Raw genomic sequence first — 14,660 nt, forward strand, 5'->3', positions numbered from 1 at the left:
CCGGCCGGACCTATTCTTTTTTGGCTTTCGGGTGAGCCTGGTCGTAGGTGTGCTTGAGCTGCTCGAGGCTGGTGTGGGTGTAAATCTGGGTAGCGGCCAGGCTGCTATGGCCCAGCAAATCCTTGATGGCGTTGAGGTCGGCACCCCGGTTGAGCAGGTGGGTGGCAAACGAATGCCGCAGCACGTGGGGGCTCTTTTTTTCGAGCGTGGTCACGACCGACAGGTAGCGCTTCACAATGCGCTGAATCAGCACCGGATAGGCCCCTACGCCTTTGTCGCTCACGATAAGCAGACTGGCATCGGCCTGCCCCCCAAACTCGACCTCTTTCTGCCGCAGGTATTGCTGAATCAGTTCCAGCAGCGGCTGGGTAAGCGGCACCAGCCGGTGTTTGTTGCGCTTGCCCAGCACCAGTATGGTTTTGGCATACAGATCGACATCCACAGTTTTCAGGCTCGTCAGCTCACTCAGGCGGATGCCCGTGCCGTAGAGCAGCTCCAGTACCAGCTTGTCGCGGACGCCTTCGAAGGTCTCGGGAAAGTCGACGTCGCTCAGCAGCATTTCCATGGGTTTCTCCTCCACGTAGACCGGCAGCTTGCGGGTCATTTTCAGCGCCTGAATACGCGCCATCGGATCGGCGGTGATCACGTTCCGGCGCAGCATATACCCGAAAAAAGCCCGCAGCGTCGCAATTTTCCGGTTGACCGACGATTTGTCGAGGCCGGCTTCGACCAGACTCACGATCCAAGACCGCACGTGCCGGAAGTCGGCCCGGGCCGGCTGGCTGACCGCGCATTCGGTAGCCAGAAACTGGCTGAACTGCGCCATGTCGTGGCTGTAGGCCGTAACGGTATGGTGGCTCAGGCGTTTTTCGAAACGGATGTGCTGCAGGAATTCGTCGGTGCTGGGCGTTGGTATCGACACGAAGGCTACGGGTTAGTCTATGCGAATGTACGGCGCACCGACTGGGTTTCGGTACGGGTTGGCGGGGCTTTTTTGTAGGTTTGTGCCTTACCCCTCCCCGCCTATGCGCTGCCTGCGTCTGCCTGCCGTACTGCTCACACTCCTGATCGCCTGCCAGCCCGACAACCCAGCGGTCGACCTCATCGATCAGGCCATTGCCGCCCACGGGGGCACTGCCTACGACAACACCCGGATCGCGTTCGACTTTCGGCAGTATCACCTTGTCCTCGAGCAGCAGGGCGGGCGCTACCGCTATGAACGCAACTACCGCGATTCGAGCGGCACCGCCATTCGGGAGGTGCTCAGCAACGACGGGTTTACGCGCTCCCGCAACGGCCAGCCGCAAACCCTCGATACAGCGCAAACCGGCAAATACAGCCGGGCTGTCAACTCGGTGGCGTACTTTGTGCTGCTGCCGGCCAAACTGCGCGACCCCGCCGTGCTGGCCGACGTGATCGGCACGGCTCAGGTCGAGGGGCAGCTGTACGATAAAGTGCGGGTGCGGTTTCGGGCCGAGGGTGGTGGCAAAGACCACGGCGACACGTTTGTGTACTGGTTTAACCGCACGACGCACACGATGGACTACCTGGCCTACAGCGAAGGGGGGCCCCGCTTCCGCAAAGCCATCAACCCGCAAACGGTGGGCGGTATCCGGTTTCAGGATTACATCAATTACAAGAGCGACAACGCCGATACCACCAGTGTGGCCCGTTACGATCAGCGCTACCAGGCCGGGCACATGACCGAGCTCTCGCGCATCGAACAGCGTCACATCCGCGTAACGCCCCTGCCCGCGCCCTAGCCCGGGTCGATTATCAATCTGTTAAGAAACGTCCGCTACCCCGGTGGCCCCGCCGGCAGCCGTTACTTTTGGCCCCGCTGGCGCACCAGCCACCTGACCCCATCGGGCCGGGTGCGGTATCTTGTTTCTTTCGCTCTGTTTATCCATGTCCCTGCTGCATCGGCTGCTGGGCCTGTGCTGCCTGCTTGGCACCACCGGCCTTTTCGCTCAGTCTCGCCCAACCTACACGGCCGCTCAGGCCCACTCGCACAACGATTACGAACAGACCATTCCGTTCTGGCAGGCCTACGAGCAGGAATTTGGCTCCATCGAAGCCGATATTTTTGCCCGCGATGGTCAGCTGCTGGTCGCCCACAGCCCCGCCGACATCCGGCCCGAACGCACGCTCCAGTCGCTCTACATCAAGCCCATCGTCGAGCAGGTGCGGGCCAACAAGGGCCGGCCCTACGCCGATGTACCCTATGGCCTGCAGTGGCTTATCGATCTGAAAACGCCGGCCGCTCAGTCGCTTCCGCTGCTGGTGGCAGCCCTCAGCGCCTACCCCGACGTATTTGGAACGGGTGGCCCGGTGCGGGTAGTGGTCAGTGGAAATACGCCCGCCCCCGACCAGTTTGCCAGTTACCCCGCGTGGCTGCTTTTCGACGGGCGGCCCGAGCAGACCTACACGCCCGAGCAGCTCACCCACGTGGGCCTCATCAGCCAGGATTTTACGCGCTATACCCGCTGGAATGGCAAGGGTCGCCTGGTAAGGAAAGAGCTGGCCACGATTCAGGAGGTGGTCGACCGGATTCACGGACAGGGTAAAAAAGTGCGGTTCTGGGCCACGCCCGACCAGGTCAACGCCTGGAAAACGCTTATGAATCTCGGCGTCGACTACCTCAACACCGACCGTATTGCGGAACTGGGCACGTTTCTGCACAAACGTACTTCGGCCGAATACCAGCATAATAGCCCCCATACCCTCTACCAGCCCACCTACCGCAACAACGACAGCCGCAGCCGGGTCCGCAATGTGATTCTGCTGATTGGCGATGGCATGGGGCTGGCCCAGATTTACGCCGGGCTGACAGCCAACCGGGGCGACCTCAACCTGACGCGCCTGCTGAATATCGGCTTTTCGAAAACAGGCGCGGCCGATACCTACATCACCGATTCGGCCGCCGGCGCAACGGCCATGGCTACCGGCCAGAAAACAAACAACCGCGCCATTGGTGTCGACTCGGCGGGGCGGGCGCTCGTGGCGCTGCCAACCCGCCTGCGTGCCTGGCACATGCCCACGGGCCTGATCTCGGCCGGGGCCATCACCGACGCCACGCCGGCCGCTTTCTACGGCCACCAGCCCGACCGGGTGTTTGAACGGGAAATCGCGGCCGACTTTCTGACCAATCCGGTCGAGGTGCTGATTGGCGGTGGACGACGGTATTTCGAGGAGCAACGCGTACTCGACACGCTCCGGCAGCGGGGCTACCAGACCAGCACCCAATTCGGCCAGCTCGACGGCCTCAAGGCCCCCTTCGTGCTGCTCGACGACTCGGCAGTGGTGTCGGTGACGAAGGGGCGCACCGATTTTCTGAGCCGGAGCCTGCGCAAAACGATGACTGAACTGGGCACCCACCGAAATGGCTTTTTTGTGATGGCCGAAGGCGCGCAGATCGACTACGGCGGCCACGCCAACAACATGACCTACGTGGTGCGCGAGATGCTCGACTTCGACCGGGCCATTGGCGAAGCCCTGCGCTTTGCCGACAGCAACGGCGAAACGCTCGTGATCGTTACGGCCGACCACGAAACCGGTGGCCTGACGCTGCTCGATGGCGACATCCGGCGGGGCTACGTCGACGGGCAGTTCAGCACCAGCGACCATACCGGGGTTATGGTGCCCGTGTTTGCCTACGGCCCCCATTCGCTCGACTTCCGGGGCGTCTACGAAAACACGGCTATCTACCAGAAAATCATGCAGGTTCTGCAGCGCTACCACTAAACAAATCGGGGGTGGCAACGAGAAGTTGCCACCCCCGGCTCAGTCAGTAGCGGATGTTCCAGTACGGATTCTCGTGGGCGGCAATGCTTTCGGCAATCTTCTTTTTGAGCATGTCGTTATACTCGGCGTCGGAGATTTTCTTGCCCTTGGTTTTGGGCACTTTCAGCTCGTCGGCCGTGAGCGACCGGAACGTAACGCTTTGCGCCACAATCTCCAGATCGCCGTCGTTGATGTCGACTTCCAGAATCAGGCCCGGCAGGCCGTTCAGTCGCTCGGGTCCGGCCGGCACCGGAATATCCTGCGCAAACCAGGCCGTAATGGTCTGGCCTTTGATCACATCCTGCGTTTCGGCTTTCATGCAGATATAACCGGCCACTTCTTTGATCTGGTTACCAATTTTCCAGACCGGAGTTCGCAGCGAATCGTCGACGATGTACACTTTGCCGAGCATTTCCATGATATCGGTCTGGTGCTCCCCGGCAAAATTGCGGGTCATGATCAGGTCGCTCTGCCGCCACGAATAGCCCGCATCCTGGCTTTCGCCCGCATCGCCACTGTAGGTGTAGAGGCTCTGGGTGGGCGAAAACAGGAGCTTCATCTTTTCGCCCTTGTTATCTTCCTCCCAGTTCTTTTCGCGCAGCGTGATCCGGTCTTTCTGTTCCTGGCTCAGGAACGTCATGCGCCGGTAGATTTTAGACCAGTGGGTGATCCGTCGGTACTCGACAACGCCCTCGGTTTTCTGGGCCGATGCGGCCAGCGATGCCGTCAGCAACAGCAGGAGAATACAGCATTTATACATAACAGTCTGCAATTTTGGGTGGTTAGTCGGGCACCGGGCTGTGGGCCCGGCGCCCCGTGCATCAATAGAAATCCTGCCGGCGCATTTTGGCCGTTACCCCCCGCATGTTGTAGGTAAAGCTAAGCAGGAAATAGCGGGCCAGCGTCTGAATCTGCTCGGTCTGGGTGTAGTTCTGGCCGGCATACTGGTTGACGAACACGTTGCGATTCAGCAGATCATAGGCCGACAGCCGGATTTCGGCTCGTTTGGCTTTGCCCAGAATATGGTAGAGCGAGGTGTTCAGAATCGGAATCTGCTGCCGGAACCCCAGCCGGTCGTTGACGTACGAGCGGTAGTTGAACGTCGTGTTCAGGTAAATGTCGCCCGGAAACTTCAGGTTCAGGTCGCCCCGGAAATTGTTGTTGTAGATGGTCTGATTCTGGCTCGTATTGATAGAATAGCGGGCGTTGGTAACACCTATGTTGGCGTTGGCATAGAACGTCAGCCAGTCTTTGGGTGTCAGTTCGAGCCGGGCGCCCACGTTATAATTCTGATTCCTGGTTTCGTTGAGTTGGTTCGTCAGTTCCTGCTCCTGCCCGTCGACCCGGTTCACCTCCCGAATCCGGGTCAGGTTGCGGCCCGCGCTCAGCTGCGCGTTGAGGCCCAGCGTGGCTTTGGTTTTCTTCAGCGGAAAGCCAAAGTTCAGGTACGTACCCGTGTTGCGCCCCCCAGTAATGTTCTCCGGCATGGTCGTCGTGATCAGGGCCTGATCGACGGTCTGGCTGTAAACGATCTGGTTGACGTAGGAGGTGGTGTAGACGTTCGACCAGAAGTTGATAAAACTGCCGGGGTTGAAGTAACTGAACCCAACCGATACTTCGTGATTCAGCGACGGCAGCAGCGTGGGGTTTCCCTTGGTCACGTTGAGCGGGTTGGTGTTGATCGTCACCGGCTGCAGATCGCGCGACGAGGGTATCTGAACGCCTACTTCGTAACCGCCGTAGAGGTACTTGTTGTTTTTGAGGTCGTAGTTGAGCCCCACGTTCGGCACCACCGTGGTGTAGGTACGCCGGATGGATTGCAGCGGCAGCGACTGATCGGCGGAGAATTTTCCGTCGAGGGTAAACACCTGACCAGCCAGTCCGCCCGATACGTTGAGGCCCTTGTAAGAGTACCGGACACTGCTGCCCAGGCGGTTATACACATAATTATTTTTGTAATACAGACTCAGCGAATCGACCCGCCGGCGGGAGTCGGCCACGTTCAGCACATCGCGGTCGACTTCGTCGTATCGGAGGTTAAAGTTGTAGAACGTTTCCCAGTAAAATTTCTTGGCAAAGGGCTCCACAAACAGCGCGTTGGCTTTGTACTGATCGCTGCGCAGGTTGGAGGCCTGCGCCTGGTTGATCGCCTGCTGCATCTGGTTGACCGTTGTCGCCTGGAAAAACTGGTTCTGGGCCTGCAGCAGCAGATCGCCGTCGTTGCGGTTGAGCTGGTAGGTGGCCGACAGGGCCAGGCTCCGGCCCTTTTTCTGGAATTTAAGCCGGTAGAGCGCCGTGTTGGCCGTGGCAAACTGGTTGCTATTGCTGGTGTTCTGCGTGCGACTGGTGGTGTAGGGCTGCTCGGGATTATCGCCGATCTGGCGGTTGATGAACTGGCGGCTCAACAGGTTGTTGTTGCCAATACCGATCCGGCTGTTGCTGATTACGATCAGCGTCTGCATCGAATCGAGCTGCTTTTCAAAGCGCAGGCTGACGCGGTGGTTGGCGCCGAAATTGTTCTGGCTGCTGGTATCGGTGGTGTGCAGCAGCGAACCGGTCAGCGCCCGCTGCTGATCGCGCAGGGCGTCGAGCTGCAGCCGGGTCTGGTTGAAGTAGTAGCTGGTGCTGAGCTTGGTTTTTTTGGTGTCATAGTTGTAGTTGACCCCACCGGCCATGTTGCGCGAGAAACCCCGGTTGTCGCCCCCGCTGATCGGAATGGTCAGACTCTCGTTGTCGTCGCCGAACGAAATAAAGCGGTTGCCACTGCTAAACCCGAAATCGGCGTTGTCGTTCCAGTTGAAGGCGTTACTGCCTCTGAAATCCTGGTAGTCGTTGAACGACAGCCCCCCCTGGTTGGCGTTGTTGCCCAGCAGCACGGCCGAGAGCTGCTGCTTGCTGTCGAATTTGTTGTAATTGCCCCGGCCGTCGTAGCGGGGCGAAATGCCGTTCGATGCCGGACCGGCCCCCACGGTGGCCTTGCCAAAGCCCCCTTTCTTGAATTCTTCCTTCAGCTGCAGGTTGACAGTTTTTTCCTGCTTACCATCGTTGATCCCCGTCAGCTTCGACTGCTCGGTTTTGTCGTTGAACACCTGCACCTTGGTAATGGCGTCGGCCTGCAGATTTTTGGTAGCCAGCTTGGGATCGCTGCCGAAAAACTGCTTGCCATCGACCGTAACCCGGTTGACCGCCTGCCCCTGCGCCCGGATGTTGCCATCCTGATCGACCTGCACGCCGGGCAGCTTCCGCAGCAGGTCTTCGACCGTCGAGCCGGGCGGTACCTTAAACGAAGCCGCGTTGTATTCGATGGTATCGCCCTTGATCGTCAGGGGCGCCTTGGCCGTCCGCACTACCACCTCGAACAGTTCTTTGGTGATGGGTTTCATGCGCAGGTTACCCAGGTCGAGCGTGGCCTCGGCCGGGGCCTTGATGAGTTGACTGTAGGGAATGTAGCCGACAAACGAAATCTTGAGAATGTAGCTGCCGGTTTTGAGGTTCCTGAACGTAAAGGCGCCCTTTTCGTCGGCGCGGCCAAAATTGACCATCACGGAGTCTTTCGGGCTGAGCAGCATCACGGTCGACGACGGGAGCGCGGTACCAAGTGTGTCGACGGCCCGCCCCTGCAGGGTGAAACGGGTTGGCGGGGTAGCGCTCTGCGCATAAACCCCCGTAGCCAGCAGGCACAGTATGGCCAGCAGGAAAAGGTTTTTCATAGGGATGTTGAATAGGGTGAAGGAATTAGGGCAAGCGGTCGGGCAAAGCTAAGGGAGGCAATCAGGCTAACAACGCGATTAACATTATTTAACTATAGTCTTAGTTATATATTTCGTAATCGGCATAAACTGCTGTCAATGAGCCAAAAAGACGCTATACCGTTGCACAACTACTCCCCAGAGGGAGTAGTTGTGCCTTCTTTTTCCACAAAATCGATGGGTTTATTTATTAAACGCGCTTTTAAGGCCCGGCTTCACGCGTATGGCCCGATGGCCGTTACGCCGTTTCTCCGCGCAGCACCGCGCGGATGGCACTGGCTTTCAACAGGCATTCGGCCCACTCCTGCGCCGGATCGGCGTCGTAGGTAATGGCACTGCCCACCGAAAAGGAAGCATACTGCTGCCGGGCATCATACAGCAGCGACCGGATTACGACGCTGAAATCGAAATCGCTGTCGGGCGTGACGTATCCTAACGCCCCCGAATACACGCCCCGCCGACTGACTTCCAGCTCGTCGATGAGCTGCATCGACCGGATTTTGGGGGCGCCAGTCATGCTCCCCATCGGAAAGGCGTGGCGGATGGCATCGGTCCAGGACAGGTCGGCGCGCAGCGTGGCCGATACGGTCGAGATCATCTGAAACACGTGCCGGAAACCGTAGATGCCAAACAGTTCGTCGACCCGTACCGTACCCGTTTCGGCCGAGCGGGCCAGGTCGTTCCGCACCAGATCGACAATCATCAGATTTTCGGCGCGTTCTTTCTCCGAAGTCAGCAGCTGCTGCCGCAACCGGGCATCCTCGACCGGGTTCAGGCCGCGCCGGATGGTGCCTTTGATGGGTTGCGACCGGAGCTGCCGGCCCGTTTTTTTCAGGAACCGCTCGGGCGAAGCGCCCATCAGGTAGCGGTCGCCGAGTTTCATAAAGGCCGAAAACGGCATAGGTGAGCGGGTGCCGAGGGCTTCATACAGCGCCAGCGGCTCCAGCAGGGCCGATTCGGCAAAAAACTCGACGCAGTAGTTTAGCTCGTACACATCGCCCGCCCGGATAGCGTCCTGAATCCGGCGCACGTTGGCCTGGTAGGTTTCGGGCGTTACGCGGCACTGCACCGCTGGCACCGACCCGGGCCGGGCCGCCGTGGGCCGGGTCGTATCGATCGCGCGCAGTAGCGCATCGACATCATCCATGCCGTAGATCGTGATGGTGTTACCGGACCGATCGAGCACCCAGTCGGGCTCGGCCAGATAAGCCTCCGGAAAGCCCAGCCGGTTGGGGTGGCGACTGTCGAGGTGTTCGAGCTGGTTTTTGATATCGTAGCCGATATAGCCCGCCCAGAAGGACGGTTGCCGGCGCTGGGCCTCGGCCAGCTGGGTCAGTACGTCGGGCTCGTGCAGCGCCGAAACGGCAATGACCCGTTTCGCCCCGACAAAAAGCCGGTTGGGAAACGGGTCATTGGGGTATTCGATACCGTGGTTGGCCAGGGCCATCACAAAACCGCTGTTACCGGCCTGGGTGGCCACGGCCCAGGTCAGGGCCTGCTGCCACCACAACGCGCCGTCGACAACGGTATGCTGTACCCGATTCATGCGTTAGGGGCGAATCAGCCGGACGTCGATAGCGATGTCTTTGCCTTCGGCGTTGCGGCCCAGCGTGAACTCCACCTCGTCGTCGATCTGGAGTTCGTTGAAATCCGTATCGATCAGACTGGTATAATGAAAGAACAGGTTGTTGGGCGGGTAATTGATAAACCCGTAGCCCGTTTTTAAACTGCGGATGGTGCTGATCTTGCGGCCCTCCGGGTCATCGTCGACGCCATCGGCCAGGTTGAAATTAGGCTCGTCTTCATCCAGAAACTGCCCCGCGTAAGCGTTGGGGGTGCTGACAAAGCTGCTATTGCCATTAACAGCAGCCGCCGTCGGCGAAAAGGTGGGCCGGGCCTGCTGCTTCACAAACAGGTTCTGGATAATGGTGTCGCTGCGCCGGGTACGGTCGTCGATAAGGGCGTGCATGGCCACCGGATACGATACTTCTTCGAGCAAATCCTGCGAGGTGCGTGTCACTTGTTTTTCGCCGTGCTCGTTCTGAAACTCAAAGTCCCAGCTCAGCACCATAATGCGCGAGCCAACGGTGTTCAGCTTGCGAATAAGCGGCACGTAGTCGCCGTCGGAGGTGATGAGCACCACCACATCGAATTTCTTATACTGCGCCAGTTCAAAGGCTTCGAGTGCGAGCCACACATCGATGCCCTTTTCCTGCCGGAAGCCCTGGTAGGTCTTTACGGGCAGGTAGTGCGTTACCACGCCTTCCGACATCAGAATATCATCGAACAGGCGGTCGTAAAAAAGCTGATTTCCCCGCTGGTTGGCTTCGTGGGCATTAAGCCGCCCCCGAAAATAGTGCGCATCGACAATCTGGCACAGGCGTTCGTTAACACCTTCTTTTTCGGCTACCTGCTGACGAATAAAGGCGTGCAGCCCCGAAATGCTGATCCGGCTGCGTCGTTCGTGTGAATAGTTGTAATAATTGCTTACGTGTAGAAAATAGTTACCGTCATAAAAGACCCCTATCCGGGTCAATCGGGAGGATTCTGCTGGCATGTGTACTTGATTTTGTATGTATGGTAGAGTACTGGTAGAATGCGTACTGGTAGTTACAAAGGGTATCGTTACGGGTTTGAACAGATAAGGTGTATGGCGTACAGTATAGCTGTATTGGGGTAGTTAATGTACTATATAAGGGAGGGATAGACCAGAGCCTGAGCATCATGCCCGATGGCTGCAAAACTACACGTTTTTCAACAGCATTCTGGCCGGCAGGGGTATCTTTGTGGGTCATATCGCTGCTTTTTATGCAAAAAATTCTGTTCATCGACCGCGATGGAACGCTCATTGCCGAACCCCAGCCCGACCAGCAGGTCGACTCGCTGGCCAAACTCGATTATATCCCCGGCGTTTTTTCGGCCCTGCGCCAGATCGCGCTGGAGACCGATTACAAACTGGTGATGGTGACCAACCAGGACGGCCTCGGTACCGATGCTTTTCCCGAAGACACCTTCTGGCCCGCCCATAACAAAATGATGGCGACCTTTGCCGGCGAAGACATTACGTTCGACGCCGTCCATATCGACCGGCATTTTCCGCACCAGCAGTCGACCACGCGCAAGCCCGGGACCGGTATGCTGACCCAGTATTTCGACGCCGATACGTATGACCTGGCCAACAGCTACGTGATCGGCGATCGGCTCACCGATGTGCAGCTGGCCGTTAACCTGGGCGCCAAAGCCATTCTGTTTCTGCCCCCCAACGGGCTCGAAGCCGTTCAGATGGCCGACGTGTCGGGCCAGACCGACGCCATGAAAGCCGCCATTGCCCTCACCACCGGCAGCTGGCACGCCATCTACGAATTCCTGCGCCTGCCCGCCCGCACCGTTACGGTCGAGCGCAACACCCGCGAAACCCAGATCCGGGTCGACCTGAACCTCGACGGCACCGGCCAGGCCGATATTCATACGGGGCTGGGCTTTTTCGACCACATGCTCGACCAGGTGGCCAAACACTCGGGTTCCGACCTGACCATCCGGGTGCAGGGCGACCTCCACATCGACGAGCACCACACCATCGAAGACACGGCCCTGGCGCTGGGCGAAGCCTTCCGGCGGGCCCTGGGCGACAAACGGGGCATCAGCCGCTACGGCTACCTGCTGCCCATGGATGAAGCGCTGGCGCAGGTCGCCATCGATTTTTCGGGGCGCCCCTGGCTGGTGTGGGAAGCCGACTTCCGGCGCGAGAAAGTGGGCGATATGCCTACCGAGCTGTTCCACCACTTTTTCAAGTCGTTTTCCGACACGGCCCTTTGCAACCTGAACGTCAAAGTCGAAGGCACCAACGAGCATCACAAAATCGAAGCCATTTTCAAAGCCTTTGCCAAAGCCATTAAAATGGCCGTTCGGCGCGACATTCGCGAACTTGATAACCTGCCAAGCACCAAGGGCGTTTTGTGACCTTGGTTTTCCATCGTATTTTTGCCCCGTATTCAATCGATCACTGACATGGATTTATCAACCCCGTTGACCCTTCTCTTCTACGTTGTGCTGCTGGTGTCTTCGTTTATTACCGGTAAATGGCTGGAGCGTAAAGACCGGAAGTACTAAATAGTGTATACGGTTTTCGGTTTTCAGTTTACGATGTTCTGCCTGCTCAGAGCCATCGCACGGTAGTACCGGTAGTAACCGAACACAACAGACTGTAAACCGAAAACTGTTTTTTTATGCTTGCTGCCCTCACGCGCTGGCTGTTTAGACAATGGGGCTGGCGCATCGTCGGCCCCGTCCCCACCGTTCCCAAAGCGCTCTGGGTAGTGGCCCCCCATTCGACCAACTGGGATTTCCCGATCGGGCTGGGTATTCGCCCGACCATCGGCATCTGGATTCAATACCTGGCCAAAAGCTCGCTGTTCACTTGGTATGCGGGCTGGCTCTTCCGGGCGCTCGGCGGGGTGCCGGTCTACCGTGACCGCGCCACCAACATGGTCGACGCCACGGCCGATGTTTTTAACCGCAGCGAGCGGCTGCACATCTGCATCGCGCCCGAAGGCACCCGCGCCAACGTTACCAAACTGAAAACGGGCTTTTACTACATGGCCCTCAAAGCCAATGTGCCCCTCATTCTGGTGGGCTTCGACTGGCCCCGCAAGCTCGTGCTGCTGAGCGAACCGCTCTACGTGACGGGCAACTACCAGCAGGACATGCTGCCCTTCTACCAGTTTTTCTCGCAGGTTCAGGGTGTCAAGAAAGACTGGCTGCTGCGGTGGGAACAGACCGGCATCATCGACTAGTTACCGACAACGGCAGTGCAACTAACCCCAGGCGGCCGGTTAGCTACCTTCTACTCAATTTCTGATTGATGATTGATCTCTTTTGGCATTTTTGCGCCTAAAAGTTAACACAATCATATGTTCTCCTCTACCAAACAACGGTGTCTGGCAGTTCTGCTGGCCGGCACCCTGTCGTTACAAAGCTGCGCCACCCTCTTCACGGGCACGCGCGACGTGGTTCGCTTTGAAAGCAAGCCGGCTGCTGCCCGCGTCCGGATCGATGGGCTCGACGTGGGCCGCACTCCGGTCGATGTAAGCGTTCAGCGAACACTGGGTTCTAAACTGGTGACGATGGAACTGGACGATTTCGAGTCCCGGACATTTCAACTCAACAAGGAGTTTAACGCTGTGAGCGTACTGAACCTGTTCGGTCTGGTGGGCTGGGCCGTCGATGCCGCTACGGGTGCCATGATGAAATACAGCCAGAAACTCTATACCATCGAGCTGGCCCCGGCCAAGAAGTAAGACCCGTAATTATATGGCCTACAGAACCGGCCCTGGCCCTGTCCAGCGGCCGGTTTTTGTGCTTATACGGATTGGCGCAGGGCCGCTACCATCAGCGCACCGGCCCGTTCCGATGCACCCGGTTCGCCCATGCGCGCACACACCTCGGCATAGCCGGCCAGCTGATCGGCCCGGCGGGCGCCACCCGGCAGAATCTGCCGCAGTTCAGCCACGGCCGTCGGCTCGCTGAAGTCCTGAATCAGTTCTTTTACTACCTCGCGGTCGGCAATAAGGTTGACCAGCGAGATGAACCGCACCGCCAGCACGCGTTTGCCCAGCGCATAGAATAGCTTCGAGGCTTTGTAGCACACCACCTGCGGCACGTTGAACAGGGCCGTTTCGAGCGTGGCCGTACCCGACGTAACCAGCGCGGCCGTGGCCACGTGGAGCAGGTCGTAGGCGGCATCGCTCATCCGCGCTACCTCGGGGTACGCCAGCATCCACTCATCGTAGAGCGACGCGGGCAGGTTGCTGACCGTGCCGACCACGAAGCGGTACTCGGGAAAGTGACGGCTGGCCGCGAGCATGGTGGGCAGCATACCTCTGATTTCCTGCCGGCGACTACCGGGCAGCAGCGCCACCAGCGGGCGCGGATCGGCCGGCAGGCGGGTCAGAAAGGCGGGGTCGGGCCGGAATGCCGACAGCGCATCGAGCAGCGGATTGCCCACGTAGTCGACCCGGTAGTCGTAACGCGCAAAAAACTCGGTTTCGAACGGCAGAATCGTAAACAGCCGGTCGACACTGGCTTTGATTTTCCGCGCCCGGCCCGGATTCCAGGCCCACACCTTGGGCGCAATGTAATAGAACACCCGGATACCGTGCTGTTTGGCAAAAGCCGCCATCCGGAGGTTAAACCCCGAATAGTCGATCAGCACCAGCACGTCGGGGCGATGGGCCAGCAGGTCGGCCTGGCATTCGCGCATGATCCGGCGAATGGTACCCAGGTTGCGGGCCACCTCAATGAACCCCATAAAGGCCATCTCGCGGTAGTGGCGCACGAGCGTGGCGCCGGCGGCTTCCATCTGCTCGCCCCCGTAGGCGCGGCACTGTGCCAGCGGATCGTGCTGCCGGATCGACCGGATGAGGTTGGCGCCGTGAAGATCGCCGGAGCGTTCGCCCGCAATCAGGTAGTAGGTCATACGCGTTCGTGGGCCCATCGGTGCGGGCACAGCCGATCCGGGTGGTTATTCGCCGAAGTAGTCGACAAAGTTTTTCGGGGTTTCGTAGAGCCGAAGCTGGTGCAGGTGGGCTTCGGTCACCTCGGCGAGGGCCCGTTCGAGAATCTTCCAGATTTCCATGATGAAAATTTCGCAGGAGGCCATTTTGCCCTGCATGAAATCGACATCGAGGTTCAGGTTCTTGTGGTCGACTTTTTCGATTACCTCCCGCTTGACGATATCGCCCAGCACTTTCAGGTCGATCACGAATCCGGTATCCGGGTCGGGTTCACCCTTGACAGTAACGATCAGTTCGAAGTTGTGGCCGTGCCAGTTCATATTGGCGCAGGGCCCGAAAACTTCCTTATTTTTTTCCTCCGACCAGTTCGGATTGTACAGCCGGTGGGCCGCGTTGAAATGCTCAATTCTGTTGATATAGACCATGCTCTGGTTTAGATGGGGCGGTTGCCAGAAACGCCGATGAAACAACTAAACCGCAAAGGTACGAACTCCGTTCGTATGCGCCCTGCTCCCGAATTGCTTTCGCCAAAGCCCCTGCTGGTTATCAGCCATATAAACGGGTTTCAGAACGGGCCGTACTGCAATAATACAATTTAATCCAAAAATCGACTATT

At 58.6% G+C, this 14,660-nt stretch carries 12 protein-coding genes; 5 read left to right on the forward strand and 7 right to left on the reverse strand.

Annotation, left to right across the window (positions count from 1 at the left end):
• Positions 1–10: 10 nt before the first annotated feature.
• Positions 11–916: a tyrosine-type recombinase/integrase gene (locus tag ACYVAC_RS03440; protein WP_461097001.1), complete on the reverse strand. Its 906-nt coding sequence runs from the start codon at positions 914–916 to the stop codon at positions 11–13.
• 109 nt (positions 917–1,025) lie between these two features.
• Between ACYVAC_RS03440 and ACYVAC_RS03445 the strand changes: the two genes are divergently transcribed.
• Both ACYVAC_RS03445 and ACYVAC_RS03450 read left to right on the forward strand, forming a co-directional pair.
• Complete coding sequence (locus ACYVAC_RS03445; RefSeq protein WP_461096172.1) at positions 1,026–1,763, forward strand: DUF6503 family protein; 738 nt, start codon at positions 1,026–1,028, stop codon at positions 1,761–1,763.
• A gap of 145 nt (positions 1,764–1,908) precedes the next feature.
• Positions 1,909–3,744: an alkaline phosphatase gene (locus tag ACYVAC_RS03450; RefSeq protein ID WP_461096173.1), complete on the forward strand. Its 1,836-nt coding sequence runs from the start codon at positions 1,909–1,911 to the stop codon at positions 3,742–3,744.
• 43 nt (positions 3,745–3,787) lie between these two features.
• Here the strand turns inward: ACYVAC_RS03450 and ACYVAC_RS03455 are convergent, their stop codons facing one another.
• The 4 genes from ACYVAC_RS03455 to ACYVAC_RS03470 form a co-directional block, all read right to left on the reverse strand.
• Positions 3,788–4,543 (reverse strand): GLPGLI family protein, encoded by a 756-nt coding sequence (locus tag ACYVAC_RS03455; protein ID WP_461096174.1) that lies wholly within the window; start codon positions 4,541–4,543, stop codon positions 3,788–3,790.
• Positions 4,544–4,604: 61 nt separating this feature from the next.
• Complete coding sequence (locus ACYVAC_RS03460; protein ID WP_461096175.1) at positions 4,605–7,493, reverse strand: TonB-dependent receptor domain-containing protein; 2,889 nt, start codon at positions 7,491–7,493, stop codon at positions 4,605–4,607.
• 277 nt (positions 7,494–7,770) lie between these two features.
• Complete coding sequence (gene pabB, locus ACYVAC_RS03465) at positions 7,771–9,078, reverse strand: aminodeoxychorismate synthase component I (RefSeq protein WP_461096176.1); 1,308 nt, start codon at positions 9,076–9,078, stop codon at positions 7,771–7,773.
• Between the two features lie 3 nt (positions 9,079–9,081).
• A complete protein-coding gene (locus ACYVAC_RS03470) occupies positions 9,082–10,089 on the reverse strand; it encodes an NYN domain-containing protein (protein WP_461096177.1) in 1,008 nt (335 codons plus the stop codon).
• A gap of 251 nt (positions 10,090–10,340) precedes the next feature.
• On the opposite strand from ACYVAC_RS03470, the gene hisB reads away from it, so the two are divergent.
• The 3 genes from hisB to ACYVAC_RS03485 all read left to right on the forward strand — a co-directional run bounded on the left by hisB (position 10,341) and on the right by ACYVAC_RS03485 (position 12,829).
• Positions 10,341–11,492 carry a bifunctional histidinol-phosphatase/imidazoleglycerol-phosphate dehydratase HisB gene (gene hisB, locus ACYVAC_RS03475; RefSeq protein WP_461096178.1) on the forward strand — a complete coding sequence of 384 codons (1,152 nt, stop codon included), beginning with the start codon at positions 10,341–10,343 and terminating at the stop codon, positions 11,490–11,492.
• Between the two features lie 266 nt (positions 11,493–11,758).
• Complete coding sequence (locus tag ACYVAC_RS03480) at positions 11,759–12,325, forward strand: 1-acyl-sn-glycerol-3-phosphate acyltransferase (RefSeq protein WP_461096179.1); 567 nt, start codon at positions 11,759–11,761, stop codon at positions 12,323–12,325.
• A 117-nt stretch (positions 12,326–12,442) separates the two neighbouring features.
• Positions 12,443–12,829 (forward strand): PEGA domain-containing protein, encoded by a 387-nt coding sequence (locus ACYVAC_RS03485; RefSeq protein ID WP_461096180.1) that lies wholly within the window; start codon positions 12,443–12,445, stop codon positions 12,827–12,829.
• Between the two features lie 62 nt (positions 12,830–12,891).
• Here ACYVAC_RS03485 and lpxB read toward each other — a convergent pair whose 3' ends face one another.
• Positions 12,892–14,007 carry a lipid-A-disaccharide synthase gene (lpxB, locus tag ACYVAC_RS03490; protein WP_461096181.1) on the reverse strand — a complete coding sequence of 372 codons (1,116 nt, stop codon included), beginning with the start codon at positions 14,005–14,007 and terminating at the stop codon, positions 12,892–12,894.
• A 45-nt stretch (positions 14,008–14,052) separates the two neighbouring features.
• Positions 14,053–14,469 (reverse strand): 6-pyruvoyl trahydropterin synthase family protein, encoded by a 417-nt coding sequence (locus tag ACYVAC_RS03495; RefSeq protein WP_461096182.1) that lies wholly within the window; start codon positions 14,467–14,469, stop codon positions 14,053–14,055.
• Between the last annotated feature and the right edge of the window lie 191 nt (positions 14,470–14,660).

The sequence above is a fragment of the Spirosoma luteolum genome (assembly GCF_054778875.1).

What these genes read in the sequence shown, in the direction of transcription:
- ACYVAC_RS03480 (WP_461096179.1), top strand. Translation starts at nt 11,759, where the DNA reads ATGCTTGCTGCCCTCACGCGCTGGCTGTTTAGACAATGGGGCTGGCGC.
- hisB (WP_461096178.1), top strand. Translation starts at nt 10,341, where the DNA reads ATGCAAAAAATTCTGTTCATCGACCGCGATGGAACGCTCATTGCCGAA.
- ACYVAC_RS03445 (WP_461096172.1), top strand. Translation starts at nt 1,026, where the DNA reads ATGCGCTGCCTGCGTCTGCCTGCCGTACTGCTCACACTCCTGATCGCC.
- ACYVAC_RS03450 (WP_461096173.1), top strand. Translation starts at nt 1,909, where the DNA reads ATGTCCCTGCTGCATCGGCTGCTGGGCCTGTGCTGCCTGCTTGGCACC.
- lpxB (WP_461096181.1), bottom strand. Translation starts at nt 14,007, where the DNA reads ATGACCTACTACCTGATTGCGGGCGAACGCTCCGGCGATCTTCACGGC.
- ACYVAC_RS03470 (WP_461096177.1), bottom strand. Translation starts at nt 10,089, where the DNA reads ATGCCAGCAGAATCCTCCCGATTGACCCGGATAGGGGTCTTTTATGAC.
- ACYVAC_RS03485 (WP_461096180.1), top strand. Translation starts at nt 12,443, where the DNA reads ATGTTCTCCTCTACCAAACAACGGTGTCTGGCAGTTCTGCTGGCCGGC.
- ACYVAC_RS03495 (WP_461096182.1), bottom strand. Translation starts at nt 14,469, where the DNA reads ATGGTCTATATCAACAGAATTGAGCATTTCAACGCGGCCCACCGGCTG.
- ACYVAC_RS03460 (WP_461096175.1), bottom strand. Translation starts at nt 7,493, where the DNA reads ATGAAAAACCTTTTCCTGCTGGCCATACTGTGCCTGCTGGCTACGGGG.
- ACYVAC_RS03455 (WP_461096174.1), bottom strand. Translation starts at nt 4,543, where the DNA reads ATGTATAAATGCTGTATTCTCCTGCTGTTGCTGACGGCATCGCTGGCC.
- pabB (WP_461096176.1), bottom strand. Translation starts at nt 9,078, where the DNA reads ATGAATCGGGTACAGCATACCGTTGTCGACGGCGCGTTGTGGTGGCAG.